The sequence below is a fragment of the Amycolatopsis sp. NPDC003865 genome (genome assembly GCF_053605345.1).
In genome coordinates, this window is sequence record NZ_JBSGJA010000025.1 from 1 (window position 1) to 13093 (window position 13093).

At 71.9% G+C, this 13093-nt stretch carries 11 protein-coding genes; 9 read left to right on the forward strand and 2 right to left on the reverse strand.

What is annotated here, in order from left to right:
• Positions 1-91 precede the first annotated feature (91 nt).
• Positions 92-1825: a protein kinase domain-containing protein gene (locus ACWEVP_RS40935; protein WP_452068100.1), complete on the reverse strand. Its 1734-nt coding sequence runs from the start codon at positions 1823-1825 to the stop codon at positions 92-94.
• Positions 1826-1948: 123 nt separating this feature from the next.
• Here ACWEVP_RS40935 and ACWEVP_RS40940 point away from each other — a divergent pair, with 123 nt between their 5' ends.
• The 5 genes from ACWEVP_RS40940 to ACWEVP_RS40960 all read left to right on the forward strand — a co-directional run bounded on the left by ACWEVP_RS40940 (position 1949) and on the right by ACWEVP_RS40960 (position 8808).
• The gene (locus ACWEVP_RS40940) at positions 1949-3793 is read left to right on the forward strand and encodes a methylmalonyl-CoA mutase family protein (protein ID WP_452067968.1); all 1845 of its coding nucleotides are present in this window, start codon (positions 1949-1951) and stop codon (positions 3791-3793) included.
• Positions 3790-5958 carry a methylmalonyl-CoA mutase gene (scpA, locus tag ACWEVP_RS40945; RefSeq protein ID WP_452067969.1) on the forward strand — a complete coding sequence of 723 codons (2169 nt, stop codon included), beginning with the start codon at positions 3790-3792 and terminating at the stop codon, positions 5956-5958. Before ACWEVP_RS40940 ends, scpA begins: the two co-directional genes overlap by 4 nt.
• Before the next feature lie 3 nt (positions 5959-5961).
• Positions 5962-6957: a methylmalonyl Co-A mutase-associated GTPase MeaB gene (meaB, locus tag ACWEVP_RS40950; RefSeq protein ID WP_452067970.1), complete on the forward strand. Its 996-nt coding sequence runs from the start codon at positions 5962-5964 to the stop codon at positions 6955-6957.
• A gap of 49 nt (positions 6958-7006) precedes the next feature.
• Complete coding sequence (locus tag ACWEVP_RS40955; RefSeq protein WP_452067971.1) at positions 7007-7309, forward strand: hypothetical protein; 303 nt, start codon at positions 7007-7009, stop codon at positions 7307-7309.
• 197 nt (positions 7310-7506) lie between these two features.
• Complete coding sequence (locus tag ACWEVP_RS40960) at positions 7507-8808, forward strand: amidohydrolase (protein WP_452067972.1); 1302 nt, start codon at positions 7507-7509, stop codon at positions 8806-8808.
• Between the two features lie 297 nt (positions 8809-9105).
• Here ACWEVP_RS40960 and ACWEVP_RS40965 read toward each other — a convergent pair whose 3' ends face one another.
• On the reverse strand, positions 9106-9558 hold the full coding sequence (locus tag ACWEVP_RS40965) for a gamma-glutamylcyclotransferase (protein ID WP_452067973.1): 453 nt from the start codon (positions 9556-9558) through the stop codon (positions 9106-9108).
• A 127-nt stretch (positions 9559-9685) separates the two neighbouring features.
• On the opposite strand from ACWEVP_RS40965, the gene ACWEVP_RS40970 reads away from it, so the two are divergent.
• The 4 genes from ACWEVP_RS40970 (at position 9686) to ACWEVP_RS40985 (ending at position 13079) form a co-directional block, all read left to right on the forward strand.
• On the forward strand, positions 9686-11086 hold the full coding sequence (locus ACWEVP_RS40970; RefSeq protein WP_452067974.1) for an NAD(P)H-quinone dehydrogenase: 1401 nt from the start codon (positions 9686-9688) through the stop codon (positions 11084-11086).
• A gap of 72 nt (positions 11087-11158) precedes the next feature.
• Positions 11159-11617 carry a hypothetical protein gene (locus ACWEVP_RS40975; protein WP_452067975.1) on the forward strand — a complete coding sequence of 153 codons (459 nt, stop codon included), beginning with the start codon at positions 11159-11161 and terminating at the stop codon, positions 11615-11617.
• Between the two features lie 185 nt (positions 11618-11802).
• Positions 11803-12363 (forward strand): hypothetical protein, encoded by a 561-nt coding sequence (locus ACWEVP_RS40980; RefSeq protein ID WP_452067976.1) that lies wholly within the window; start codon positions 11803-11805, stop codon positions 12361-12363.
• Positions 12364-12437: 74 nt separating this feature from the next.
• Positions 12438-13079 carry a class F sortase gene (locus tag ACWEVP_RS40985; protein ID WP_452067977.1) on the forward strand — a complete coding sequence of 214 codons (642 nt, stop codon included), beginning with the start codon at positions 12438-12440 and terminating at the stop codon, positions 13077-13079.
• Positions 13080-13093 lie beyond the last annotated feature (14 nt).

The window sequence follows — 13093 nt, forward strand, 5'->3', positions numbered from 1 at the left end:
GGCTACACACCTACAATCACCACCGCGGACACACCGCACTCGCAGGCCACCCACCCGCCAGCCGCGTCCCCAACCTCACAGGGCAATACACCTAGTCGGTGACCTGCAGCGTCCCCGCGACGCGGTCGAAGACGTCCTCCTGGCCCGACCTCTCCTGCTCGGCCGGGACGGTGACCGACAGGATCCACAGGCTCGACCCGGCCTGCACCATCTTCACGAACGTCACGCGCGTGCCCCCGCTGCCGTCGCTCTGGGGGAGCGCGCCGCCCTCGGCCAGGCGGTAGGTCAGCAGCACGCTCTTGTCCGGCTGGGGCCACGGCCCGTACAGCTCGAACGAGTTCTCCGGGTAGGCCTGCCGCAGCCAGTTCGTGTAGCTGTCGTAGCCGTCGGTCTGGTCGAAGTACTTCGCCAGCCGCTCCAGGCGCAGCGACCGGCGCCCGTCCGGGGAGACGTACTGGACGACCAGGCTCAGCCCGAACTTCGTGTTGTGCGGGGCGACGAACTTCTGCCAGCCCTCCGGCACGTCGAGGGCGTACTGGCCGCCGTCGTTGGTGAGGTAGCTGCCGTTGCCGGTCTGGTGGACCAGGGTCGGCGGCGGCACCTGCGTCGGCCCGTTCGACGGGGGCGCCGGCTCGGCGGCCGGGGGCAGCAGCGACTGCCCGCCGACCGTCCTGGCCAGCGCGAACCCGCCGCCCGCGGCCAGCAGGAACAGCAGGATCGCCACGGCGACGAGCACGGCCGTCGCCCGCGCGGTGCGCCGCCCGGCCCGCGGCGGCGCGACGAACAGCGTGGCCGGCTCCGGCGAACGCGACGGCGACGGCGACGGCGCGGGGGACGGCGGCGGCGCCGGCGGCCGCAGGAACGGCAGCGGACCGGGGTCCGTGGCGAGCTCGCTGCTCGACTCCTCGGACTTCTTCTCCGGCAGGACGGTCTTGATCACCTGCGTGTCGGTGGCGTCCGGCTGCGCGGACGTCTTCTTCCCGTCCGGGGTGCGGAACAGCTCGGGCCCGAACAGGTCGAGTGCCGTCTTCGACTGCAGCGGGTACAGCCGGTGCCGGACCTCGCGCAGGGTGATCCGGTCGCCGGGCTCCTTCTTCATCAACGCCGTGATGACGTCGGCCAGCGGGCCGGCCTTCGGCCTCGGCACCTTGCCGTTGACGACCTTGCCGACGGTTTCCAGCGGGTCGCCGTCGGCGTCGTACGGCGGGGCGCCCTCGACCGCGGCGAACAGCGTCGCGCCGAGGCCCCAGAGGTCGGCGGCCGGGACGACCGCGCCGCCGGAGGCGACTTCGGGCGCGATGTAGGCGGGGGAGCCGAGCATGATCCCGGTGCGGGTCATGGTCGCCTCGGAGACGTTGCGGGCGATGCCGAAGTCGGTCAGCTTGATCCGGCCGTCGCTGGCGACCAGGACGTTGCCCGGCTTGACGTCGCGGTGGGTGATGCCGGCGGCGTGCGCGGCCTCCAGCGCGGAGGCGACGGCGATGCCGACCGCGGCGGCCTGCTCGACGGTCAGCGGCCCGTGGTCGCGCAGGATGTGCGCGAGGCTGCGCGAGGGCAGCAGCTCCATCACCACGAACGGCTGGTCGTCCTCGCGGGCGACGTCGTGCAGGATGATCACGTTCGGGTGGGAGAGGACGGCGATCGCGCGGGCCTCGCGCAGCGTCCGCTCCCGCAGCTCGTCCGCCTGGGACGCCGGGATGCCCGGCGGCACCTTCATCTCCTTGACGGCCACCTGCCGGTGCAGGAACTCGTCGTAGGCGGACCAGACGGTGCCCATCGACCCGGAGCCGAGCACCGAACGCAGCCGGTAGCGACCGGCGACCACTCGTGTCTCTTCGCTGGAGGGGGGCACCCCCTGATTGTGTCGTACCCGAATCACCCCTGACTGCCTAGGGGCGCGACTAGAGTCACAGGTCGGACGCGGCCCGTGCCTCTACCATCACTGGGTATGACTGAAGTGGCCGGTCCGGAGTCAGTGCCGATCTCCGAACTCGACCTGGCGGCCGAGTTCCCCCAGGCGACGCACGAGCAGTGGCAGGAGCTCGTCGCCGGTGTCCTGCGCAAAAGCGGCAGGCTCCCCGAAGACCCCGCAGCCTTCACGGGTGCCCCGGAGAGCAAGCTCGTCACGCGGACCTACGACGGGATCGAGATCCAGCCGCTGTACACGGCCGAGGACGTGCCGGGCGACGCCGGCTTCCCCGGGCTGCCGCCCTACGTGCGCGGCGCCCGGCCGGAAGGCCAGGTCAGCACCGGCTGGGACGTCCGGGCCCGGTTCACCGGCGACGACACCCGCGAAGTCAACAAGGCGATCCTCGCCGACCTCGAAGGCGGTGTGACGTCGATCTGGCTCTCGGTGCCGCCCGCGTCGCTCGCCGACGCGCTCAACGAGGTCTACCTCGACCTGGCGCCGGTCGTCCTGGACGCGGGCGCCGCGTACGAAGAAGCCGCTTCGGAACTGCTGACGCTGTTCGACGAGCGCGAGATCCCGGCGAGCGAGGCCACCGCGGTGCTGGGCGCCGACCCGATCGGGCTCGCGGCGCGCACCGGCTCGCCCGCCGACCTCGGACCGGCCGCCGCGCTCGCCGCGCGTGTCGCCGCGAAGTACCCGAAGGTGCGCACGATCGTCGCCGACGGCCTGCCGTTCCACGAGGCCGGCGGGTCGGACGCGCAGGAGCTGGGCGCGCTGGTCGCCGCCGGCGTCGCCTACCTGCGTGCGTTGACGGACGCGGGGCTGGACGTCGAGGCCGCGGCCGGTCAGCTGGAGTTCCGGATCGCCGCGACCGCCGACCAGTTCTCGACGATCGCCAAGCTGCGCGCGGCCCGGCGCCTGTGGGCGCGCGTCGCCGAGGTCTGCGGCTTCTCCTCGCCGATGCGCCAGCACGCCGTGACGTCGCCGGCGATGCTGACCCGGCGCGACCCCTGGGTGAACATGCTGCGCACGACCGTCGCCTGCTTCGCCGCCGGCGTCGGCGGCGCGGACGCGGTCACCGTGCTGCCGTTCGACGCCGCGATCGGCAAGCCCGACGCCTTCTCCGCGCGGATCGCCCGCAACACCCACGCGGTGCTGCTGGAGGAGTCCAAGCTGGCCGGCGTGGTCGACCCGGCGGGCGGCTCCTGGTACGTCGAGAAGCTCACCGACGACCTCGCGCACGCGGCCTGGGCCGAGTTCACCGCCGTCGAGGGGGCCGGTGGCCTGGTCGCCGAGCTGTCCTCGGGTGCTCTCGCCGAGCGGCTGGCGGCCACGTGGGAGAAGCGCTCGAAGCGGATCGCCACCCGCCGCGACCCGCTCACCGGCGTCAGCGAGTTCCCGAACCTGACGGAGAAACCGGTGGTCCGGACGCCGGTCCAGTCCCCTGTGGACGGTGGGCTGCCGCGGCACCGGTACGCCGAAGGCTTCGAGGCGCTTCGTGACGCGTCGGACGCCTACCTCGCCGAGCACGGCGAGCGGCCGAAGATCTTCCTGGCCACGCTGGGCCCGGTCGCCGCGCACACCGCGCGGGCCGGGTTCGCCGCGAACCTGTTCCAGGCCGGCGGGATCGAGGCCGTCAACCCGGGCGCGACCGACGACCTGCCCGGCGCGTTCCGCGCGTCCGGCGCGAAGATCGCCTGTCTCTGCGGCACCGACGACGCCTACGCCGAGCACGCGGCCGAGGTCGCCGCGTCCCTCGGCGCCGAGTTCGTGGTGCTGGCGGGCAAGGGTACTTACGACGGAGTGGACGCCAACGTCTTCGCGGGCTGCGACGCCCTCGACGTCCTCAACGGCCTGCACGCCAAGCTGGGAGTCACCCGATGAGCATCCCGAACTTCGCCGGTCTCGACCTCGGCACGCCGACGCCGGGTGACCGCGACGCCTGGGCCAAGGCCGTCCAGGAAGCCACCGGCAAGGGCCCCGACGCCCTGGCCTGGGAGACGCCCGAGGGCATCGGCGTCAAGCCGGTCTACACCGCCGCCGACCTGTCCGATGTGGACTTCCTGGGCACGTACCCCGGCATCGCGCCGTTCCTGCGCGGCCCGTACCCGACCATGTACGTCAACCAGCCCTGGACCATCCGCCAGTACGCCGGGTTCTCCACGGCCGAGGAGTCCAACGCCTTCTACCGCCGCAACCTCGCCGCCGGGCAGAAGGGTCTGTCGGTCGCGTTCGACCTGGCGACCCACCGCGGCTACGACTCCGACCACCCGCGCGTCTCCGGCGACGTCGGCATGGCGGGCGTGGCGATCGACTCCATCTACGACATGCGGCAGCTCTTCGACGGCATCCCGCTCGACAAGATGTCGGTGTCGATGACGATGAACGGCGCCGTGCTGCCGGTGCTCGCGCTCTACGTCGTCGCGGCCGAGGAGCAGGGGGTGAAGCCGGAGCAGCTCGCAGGGACCATCCAGAACGACATCCTCAAGGAGTTCATGGTCCGCAACACCTACATCTACCCGCCGCAGCCGTCGATGCGGATCATCTCCGACATCTTCTCCTTCACTTCGCAGCACATGCCGAAGTACAACTCGATCTCCATCTCCGGCTACCACATGCAGGAAGCCGGGGCGACCGCCGACCTCGAGCTGGCATACACGCTCGCCGACGGCGTCGAGTACATCCGCTCGGGCGTCGACGCCGGGCTGAGCGTGGACAAGTTCGCGCCGCGGCTGTCGTTCTTCTGGGCCATCGGCATGAACTTCTTCATGGAGGTCGCGAAGCTGCGCGCGGCGCGCCTGCTGTGGGCGAAGCTGGTGAAGGGCTTCGACCCGAAGTCGCAGAAGTCGCTCTCGCTGCGCACGCACTCCCAGACGTCCGGCTGGTCGCTGACCGCGCAGGACGTCTACAACAACGTCGTGCGCACCTGCGTCGAGGCGATGGCCGCGACCCAGGGGCACACGCAGTCGCTGCACACCAACGCCCTCGACGAAGCCCTCGCGCTGCCGACGGACTTCTCCGCGCGGATCGCCCGCAACACGCAGCTGCTGCTGCAGCAGGAATCCGGCACCACGCGCGTGATCGACCCGTGGGGTGGCAGCGCGTTCGTCGAGAAGCTGACCTACGACCTCGCGCGCAAGGCGTGGGGCCACATCAGCGAGGTCGAGCAGGCCGGCGGCATGGCCAAGGCGATCGACGCGGGCATCCCGAAGCTGCGCATCGAGGAGGCCGCGGCCCGCACGCAGGCGCGCATCGACTCCGGCCGCCAGCCCGTCATCGGCGTGAACAAGTACCAGGTCACCGGCGACGAAGACATCGAAGTCCTCAAGGTCGACAACGCCGGGGTCCGCACGCAGCAGCTGGAGAAGCTGCGGCGGCTGCGCGAAGAGCGCGACGGGCGGGCGACCGAGGACGCCCTGCGGCGGCTCACCGAAGGCGCCGGCAACGGCGGCAACCTCCTGGAGCTGGCGATCGACGCGGCCCGGGCGAAGGCCACGGTCGGTGAGATCTCCGACGCGCTGGAGAAGATCTGGGGCCGCCACTCCGGGCAGATCCGGACGATTTCGGGCGTCTACCGCGAAGAGGTGGGTAAGTCGCAGAACGTCGAGCAGGCCCGTGAGCTGGTCGAGAAGTTCGCCGAGGAGGAGGGCCGCCGTCCCCGCATCCTCGTCGCGAAGATGGGCCAGGACGGCCACGACCGCGGCCAGAAGGTGATCGCCACCGGCTTCGCCGACATCGGCTTCGACGTCGACGTCGGCCCGCTGTTCTCCACCCCGGCCGAGGTCGCCCGCCAGGCGATCGAGGCGGACGTGCACGTCGTCGGCGTCTCGTCGCTGGCCGCCGGGCACCTCTCGCTGGTGCCCGCGCTGCGCCACGAGCTCGCCGAGCTGGGCCGCGAGGACATCATGGTCGTCGTCGGCGGCGTCATCCCGCCGGGCGACTACGCGGCACTGCGCGAAGCGGGCGCGGCCGCGATCTTCGGGCCCGGCACGGTGCTCGCGGACGCCGCCATCGACCTGCTCGGCCAGCTGACGGCGCAGGAGTCCTGACCCTTGCCGCGCAAGATCGACGTCACAGCCTACGCCAAGGGGGTGCTGGCGGGCGACCGCGGGACGCTGTCGAAGGCGATCACGCTGGTCGAGTCGCAGCGGGCGGACCACCGGGCGCTGGCGCAGGAGCTGCTGGTCGAGCTGCTGCCGTCGGCCGGCGGCTCGCGCCGCATCGGGATCACCGGCGTCCCCGGTGTCGGCAAGTCGACATTCATCGACCAGCTGGGCACCGACCTGACCGCGGCCGGCCACCGCGTCGCCGTGCTCGCGGTCGACCCGTCGTCGACGCGCACCGGCGGCTCGATCCTCGGCGACAAGACCCGCATGGCGCGCCTGGCGGTCGACGAACGGGCGTTCATCCGCCCGTCGCCGACGTCCGGGACGCTCGGCGGCGTCGCGCGCGCGACCCGCGAGACGATCGTGCTGATGGAAGCCGCGGGCTACGACACCGTCCTGGTCGAGACCGTCGGGGTGGGACAGTCCGAAGTGACCGTCGCGAACATGGTCGACTGCTTCCTGTTCCTGACCCTCGCCCGCACCGGCGACCAGCTCCAGGGCATCAAGAAGGGCGTGCTGGAGCTCGCCGACGTCATCGCCGTCAACAAGGCCGACGGCGACCACGAGCGGGACGCTCGCAAGGCCGCCAGGGAGCTCTCGGGCGCCCTGCGGATGATCTACGGGCCCGATGCGTCGTGGACCCCGCCGGTGCTGACCTGCAGCGGCCTGCACAACCTGCGTCTCGACGAGGTCTGGGGCGCGATCGAGAAGCACCGCGACACGCTGTCCGAGTCCGGCGAGCTCGACGCCCGCCGCCGGCAGCAGCAGGTCGACTGGACGTGGGCGATGGTCCGCGAACAACTGCTGAGTCGCCTGGCGGCGCATCCGGACGTGCGAACGGTCGTTCCCGACGTCGAACGGGCGGTGCGGGACGGTGAGCTGACGGCTACCCTCGGTGCTCAGCGGATCCTCGACGCGTTCAGTCCACCCGCTGGTGGCTGACGGGCGCGCGGTCCGCGGGCAGAATGCCTGGTGTCGGCGAAGGGATGACATGGCGAAACTGCGGGGTCTGGTCCTGGTCGGCGTGCTGGGCGCGGTGCTGTTCACCGCGTCGCCGGCGTCCGCCGGACCGGTGCGTCCGGCGTCCGTGACGGTCTCGGTGGCGCACGCGCCCGCCGCGCTCGTCCCGGTGCAGACCCAGCCGCCCGGCCCGGTCCTCGACCCGGCCCAGACCGACAAGGCGAACAGCGAGAAGACGAAGAACAAGCTGATCGCGGGCGTGGTCGCGGTCGCCCTGCTCGGCATCGTGATCTGGGGCAGGCGGATCCGCTCGAAGAAGGCCAAGGGATCCTGACGCGTTCGGCTTTGCCGAACTACTGCACGCCGTTCAACGCAGATCCGGTACCGGCCATCTAGGGCGGCCGTTTTCGAGGCGCGCGTTGCCGCCTGCATGGTGCACGATCGTCTGCAAATGCGTACGACAGATCGATCGGCACGTTGCGTGACCCCAGCCGCTGCCCGGGTTACCCGTGTTGCGGGAGGAGGTGCGGCGTGACGGTGCTGGATTCACGACCGGACGTTCCAGGCGACCCCCATGGGCGCATCATCAACCCCATGGAGGGGTCCGAAGCGCTCATTTCCGAAGCCGGCGTAAGCATGGCTCCCGTGGAGGACCTTGGTGCGGGCCGCGGCCCGTTCTGGCTCGACGACTGGCTGCGCGCCAACGCGACCGACGTGCTGGCCTGGCGCCGGCACATCCACGCCCACCCGGAGCTGTCGCGGCACGAGTTCGCGACCACCGAGCTGGTCGTCACGCTGCTGCGCTCGGTCGGGCTCAAGCCGTGGGTGCTGCCCGGCGGCACCGGTGTCGTCTGCGACATCGGCAGCGGCGAGCGGTGCGTGGCGCTGCGCGCGGACATGGACGCGCTGCCGCTCACCGAGGCGACCGGGCTGCCGTTCGCCTCGACCGTCGACGGCGCGGCCCACATGTGCGGCCACGACGCCCACACGGCGATCCTGCTGGGCGCCGCCCGCGCGCTGGCCGGCGCGCCGGAGCTGCCCGGCCGCGTCCGGCTGGTCTTCCAGCACGCCGAGGAGGTCATGCCCGGCGGCGCGCTGGACATGATCGCGGCGGGCGCGCTGGACGGCGTCGAGCGGATCTACGGCCTGCACGTCGACCCGCGGCTCGAGGTCGGCAAGGTCGGCATGCGCGTCGGCGCGCTGACGTCGGCGGCGGACCTGATCGAGCTGCGCCTGACCTCGCCGGGCGGGCACACGTCCCGGCCGCACCTGACGGCCGACCTGGTCCACGCGCTGGGCACGGTGATCACCGGGCTGCCGGCGCTGCTCTCGCGGCGGGTCGACCCGCGCTCGGGCACGGTCCTGGTGTGGGGCGCGGTCCACGCGGGCCAGGCGGCCAACGCGGTCCCCCAGGACGGCGTCCTGCGCGGGACCCTGCGCACCGCGGACCACGAGGTCTGGACGGCGCTGGAGCCGCTGGTGGCCTCGTCGGTCGAGTCGCTGCTGGCGCCCACGGGCGTCGGCTTCTCGCTGGACTACCGCCGCGGCGTCCCGCCGGTGGTGTCCGACCCGGACTCGACGGCCCTGATGCGCGCGGGCGCCGAAGCCGCGCTGGGCGAGGGCGCGGTCGCGCCGACGGAGCAGTCCTCCGGCGGCGAGGACTTCGGCTGGTACCTGGAGCACGTCCAGGGCGCGTTCGCCCGGCTGGGTGTCTGGCCCGGCGCGCCGGACCCCCAGTCCGACATCCACCGCCCGACCTTCGTCCTCGACGAGCGAGCCCTGCTGTGCGGGGTCCGGACCCTGGTCCACACCGCTTTGACCGCCCTCGCCTGAGCAGGGTTGTCCACAGCTTTCCCCAGTTGTCCACAGGCCGTGAACCGGCCCTTCCCCTGATCGGGGGAGGGCCGTTTTGCGTGTCCGCGATCATGGCGGCAAACTGGACGGCGGCCTGGCTCCCAGAGCCCGGTCTACCTGCTGTTTTCCTTGTAGCGCAACGTGAATCGCGCTCGCGTGACAGCGGCCGGAAACCGGCGCGCCAGCTCCGGCGCGCGTGATCACCGGGGTGCCCGTGCCATCCGGCAGGGGGCCGTGGTAGTGCTCAGGCGGCCGAGTTGTCCACAGGGTGTGGAGTCAGCCCGCGATGCCGGAACAGGGCCGGGTGCGCAGGTCGTCGACGTAGTCCGCCGGGGCTCCGGCCGCCTCCGCGGCGTCGGCGAGCACGCCCAGGTACCGCGCGGACGGGAGACCGCCCTCGTAGGCGTCCAGGACGTACAGCCAGGCCAGCGCCGAGCCGTCCATGGTCTGGACGCGCAGCCGGATCTTGTTGTGGATCCCGAGCTCGCCGCCTTCCCAGCGGTCCAGCCCGGTCTCGTCCAGCGACGTCACGTCGTACAACACGACGAAGACCCGGGAGCCCGGGTCCTCGACGATCGTCGCCAGGGCACCTTCCCAGCCGAGGTCCTCGCCGCCGAAGGTCAGGCGCCACCCCTCCAGCCAGCCGGTGCCGGCCATCGGAGAGTGCGGCGCGCGCTCCAGCATCTGGGCGGGCTCCATGTTCGATCCGTACGCGGCATACAACGGCACGCCGACAGCGTAGCGACACCTCGCTCACCCGAGTGGACGCACTCGCCGTGTTCGCCCACTTCGGTGTCCGGTCACCTTCGCCGCGTACGGTGAGAGCACCGCACGGACTGCCTTGAGGAGGACCCAGGTGACCAGGATCGTGATCATGGGCGGGGGCCCGGCCGGCTACGAAGCCGCGCTGGTCGCGGCCCAGCACGGAGCCGACGTCACGATCGTCGAGCGGGACGGCCTGGGCGGCGCGTGCGTGCTCTACGACTGCGTCCCCTCGAAGACGTTCATCGCCAGCTCCGGCGCGCTGGCGAAGATGCACGACCTCGGCGAGCTCGGCATCAACACCGACCTGGCCGACACCAGCGTCGACCTCCCGACCGTGCACGGCCGCGTGAAGGGCCTCGCGCTCGCCCAGTCCGCCGACATCCGCGCCCGCGTCCAGCGCGAAGGCGTCCGCGTCATCGCCGGCGAAGCCCGCTTCTGCGACGAAGAGCCCGGCCTGGCCACGCACAAGGTCGCCGTGACGACGGCCGAGGGCACCGAGAAGCTGCCCGCCGACGTCGTCCTGATCGCCACCGGGGCCACCCCGCGCGTCCTGCCCGGCGCGGTGCCCGACGGCGAGCGCATCCTCGACTGGCGCCAGCTCTACGAGCTCCAGGAGCTGCCCGAGCACCTCGCCGTGATCGGCTCGGGCGTCACCGGCGCCGAGTTCGCGTCCGCCTACACCGAGATGGGCGTCAAGGTCACCGTCGTCTCCAGCCGCGACCGCGTCCTCCCGCACGAGGACGCCGACGCCGCCGCGGTGCTCGAGGAGGTCTTCTCGCAGCGCGGCACGACCGTCGCGAAGCAGGCGCGCGCCGACCGCGTCGAGCGCACCGAAAAGGGCGTCGAGATCTTCCTCGCCGACGGCCGCGTGATCGAAGCCAGCCACGCGCTGATGACCGTCGGGTCGGTTCCCAACACCAAGGACATCGGCCTCGACAAGGTCGGCATCTCGCCCGGCCCCGGCGGGTTCATCACCGTCGACCGCGTTTCGCGCACCTCCGTTCCCGGGATCTACGCCGCAGGCGACTGCACCGGCGTGCTCATGCTGGCCTCGGTGGCGAGCATGCAGGGCCGCATCGCGATGTGGCACGCGCTGGGCGAGGGCGTCGCGCCGATCAAGCTCAAGACCGTCGCCGCCAACGTGTTCACCCACCCGGAGATCGCCACCGTCGGCATCAGCCAGCAGGCGATCGACTCCGGCGAGGTGCCCGCGCGCACCATCATGCTGCCCCTGGCCACCAACGCGCGCGCGAAGATGGAGGGCCTCCGCCGAGGCTTCGTGAAGCTGTTCTGCCGCCCCGCCACCGGCGTGGTCGTCGGTGGCGTCGTCGTGGCGCCGTCGGCGAGCGAGCTCATCCTCCCCATCGCGCTCGCCGTCCAGAACCAGCTCACCGTGGACCACCTGGCACTGACGTTCTCGGTGTACCCGTCGCTGTCGGGCTCGATCACCGAGGCCGGGCGGCAGCTCATGCGCCACGACGATCTGGACTAGCCCGGTAGGCAACCCGTCGCGCCCCGTCGCGTCTTGTCGGGTGTACGGCTGAAAGACGCGAAGGGTGCGAAGGTGCGCAAGACGGTGGTTTTCGTTGTGGCAGCGGTGATCGGGGCGACGACGCTGGCGGGTCCGGCGTCGGCGCAGCAGAGCACGGTCCCGGCTCCGAGCGGCGCTCCGGCCAAGGGCAGCGTCCAGCTCAACGTGAACACCGCGATCAACCAGACGCTCGTGGACAAGTACGTCCGGGACGCGCCGAACGTCGCGCTCGCGAAGTGCAGCGGCGCTTCGCCGGCGTTTTCCTCGCCGGCGCTGACGTTCTCCAACTACACGCCGGGCCCGTTCATGGGCACCGACGCGAACATCAGCGCGGACGCCGTCCTCAAGCCGGGCACCGCGGCCGGGACGTACCCGCTGACCGTCACCTGCGGCGACCAGACCTACAGCACGCAGTTCACCGTGCCCGCGCCGCAGGTTTCGAAGGTGCCCTCCGGTGCCGCGAAAGCCGGCGACGGCAGCATGGCAGGGTAATTCTTCTCTTTTCCCGAACCGCCCCGGAGATCTGCTCCGGGGCGGTTTTTTCTTTCTTCGGGCGCAACCTTGCGCAGGTAGCGGCGTCTTGAGGGTATAAGCAAGCGGACGGCGCCGAGGCAGGGGGAACTGCGACCGGCGCCGGAGGAATCGCTGTGCCGAACCATTCCACAGGGGAGAAAAGAATGAAGAAGACTGTCGTCGTCGCGGGTGCCGCCGCGGCTTTCCTCGCCCTCGCGCCCGGCGCGGCGCTCGCGAGCACGACCCCGGCCGCCACGCCGGAGCCGTCCTCGGAGCACGCGGGCGTGCCGAAGGCGTACCTCAGCGTGCAGCCGAAGGTCGCCCGCCCGGGCGGGAAGGTGGAGATCCGCCTCGGCTGCGCCGCCGAAAGCACGAGCGGCCTGGCTTCGCCGGCGCTCACCGTCAGCGCGCTGCGCCGCACCGGACCGCAGACCGACCCGGCGGTGGCGCCGGCCGCCGTCGCGACCGCGGTCGTGAAGCAGGTCAAGCCGGGCGTCTACCCGGTGTCGTTCTCCTGCGGCGGCGCGGAGATCACCGCGAAGTTCACCTTGCTGGGCACCTCGGCCGCCAAGCAGGTCACCAAGGTGCCGGCGGGCGCGCCGCAGACGGGCGGCACCGACGGGCCTGCCGGCAACCCCGGCCCGCTGGCGGCCGCGGCGGCCATGGGCGTGCTCGCGGTCGGCGGTGGCGGGCTCGTGCTGGCCCGGCGGGCCCGGCGCCGCTGACCCGGCGAGGGGGTAGCGTCCGGGCGACCCCCGATCGGGGTCGCCCGGACGTGTGAACACACGAGGGGGAGCACATGACCACGAGGACCACCGGCAGACGGGGGTACCTGATCGCGCTGATCGTGGCGCTGCTGGCCGCGCTGGTCGTGCTGGTGCTGACGCTCGGCGGCGATCCCGGGCCGTCGACCGCGCAACCACCGCCCGCGCAGCCCGTCGCGGTGAACCCGGAGCCCGCGGGCGCCGAGCCCGTCGCCGCGTTGCCGAAGTCCGACCCGGTGTCGATCGACATCCCGAAGATCGGCGCGCACTCGTCTTTGGTGCCGCTGGGTGTCAACGCGGACAACACGATCCAGGTGCCGCCGGTGACCACGCCGCTGCAGGCGGGCTGGTACACGTACGCGCCGACACCGGGCGAGGTCGGCCCGGCCGTCGTGCTCGGGCACGTCGACGGCAACCACCAGAAGGGCATCTTCTACCGGCTCAAGGAGCTGACCGCGGGCGACCGCGTCTCGATCGCGCGGAAGGACGGCACCACGGCGCTGTTCGAGGTGACGAAGGTGCACCAGGTGCCGAAGCAGGAGTTCGAGCACGAAGGCGTCTACGACGACACCGCGGGCCCCGAGCTGCGGCTGATCACCTGCGGCGGCGTCTTCGACCGGAGCGCGCACAACTACGTCGACAACATCGTGGTGTACGCCCGCCTCATCGGGGGTTGAGAGTCCTTCGGCCC

Coding starts and splice junctions, on each gene's coding strand:
- ACWEVP_RS40940 (WP_452067968.1), top strand. CDS start 1,949: ATGACTGAAGTGGCCGGTCCGGAGTCAGTGCCGATCTCCGAACTCGAC.
- scpA (WP_452067969.1), top strand. CDS start 3,790: ATGAGCATCCCGAACTTCGCCGGTCTCGACCTCGGCACGCCGACGCCG.
- ACWEVP_RS40955 (WP_452067971.1), top strand. CDS start 7,007: ATGGCGAAACTGCGGGGTCTGGTCCTGGTCGGCGTGCTGGGCGCGGTG.
- ACWEVP_RS40980 (WP_452067976.1), top strand. CDS start 11,803: ATGAAGAAGACTGTCGTCGTCGCGGGTGCCGCCGCGGCTTTCCTCGCC.
- ACWEVP_RS40985 (WP_452067977.1), top strand. CDS start 12,438: ATGACCACGAGGACCACCGGCAGACGGGGGTACCTGATCGCGCTGATC.